Consider the following 807-nt stretch of genomic DNA (forward strand, 5'->3'; position numbering starts at 1 on the left):
ACACATTATAACTTCTGCGAAAGGAATACGATTATATGTATCTTTAGAATCATAAAGTTTAAGATTATTATTTGGATTATAGGGAGCATTGGGGTTAGAATCTATAATGCCAGCCTTAACATCAAATCCTTTATTACTAGAGTTAGGTAAGCCTATTTTAATACCTGCTGTGTTGGGTTGGTTAGGATTGTTGGGATTCATAAGGTCATCTCCCAAGGGTAAGTAAAATTTTTTCATCTAAATTATAGTGATTAATACCTTGAGATTCTAAAGTTTTTTTAGTTTTTTGTTTAAAGATCTCAAGGAATTTATCTACATTTTCTGCCATTTTCTTGTCAAATAAAGGATAATAAAAATTACCTTTTATCTTTGCGTCAAACCAACCAAAAGGCAATTTTTGTTTTTTCATATCATAAAATATAAACACATAAAAAAGAGGAGGTCTAAATCTTACCACCAATCCATATTCTCCATAATGGAGATACATTGTCTTTTTGAAGAAAAACTGATAGGTTTGCACAATAAAATAATCATTATAGAGAACTATTTTACGTTGATTGTTGAAAATAACCTCATTCAGACAAAAAATAAATCCCCATATCATTAATACTGTAAATGGAAAAATAAGTATGGTAGCCCACTCTTTCTTGATAGCTTCAATCAACTCCATTAGAGAAGTCGTCATATATAAACTATATAATATACCAAAACTAAAAAGTATCACTATGATATTGATGAATTTGTGTAACACACCCATTTTAGATTTTATCTCAAAGATAGGTTGTATATTGTTCATTGTCCTGTCCT

The 807-nt window shown here is 29.1% G+C and carries 1 protein-coding gene and 1 pseudogene; both read right to left on the reverse strand.

Going from position 1 to position 807, the window contains the following annotated elements; translation table 11 throughout:
• Window positions 1-201, reverse strand: a pseudogene (locus HCCG_RS11415) (hypothetical protein); the annotation flags it as partial.
• A 4-nt stretch (window positions 202-205) separates the two neighbouring features.
• Window positions 206-807 (reverse strand): hypothetical protein (locus HCCG_RS11420; RefSeq protein WP_230197970.1); only part of this gene is annotated, 602 nt, incomplete at its 5' end.

It is taken from the genome of Helicobacter cinaedi CCUG 18818 = ATCC BAA-847 (assembly GCF_000155475.1).
GTDB lineage: Bacteria > Campylobacterota > Campylobacteria > Campylobacterales > Helicobacteraceae > Helicobacter_C > Helicobacter_C cinaedi.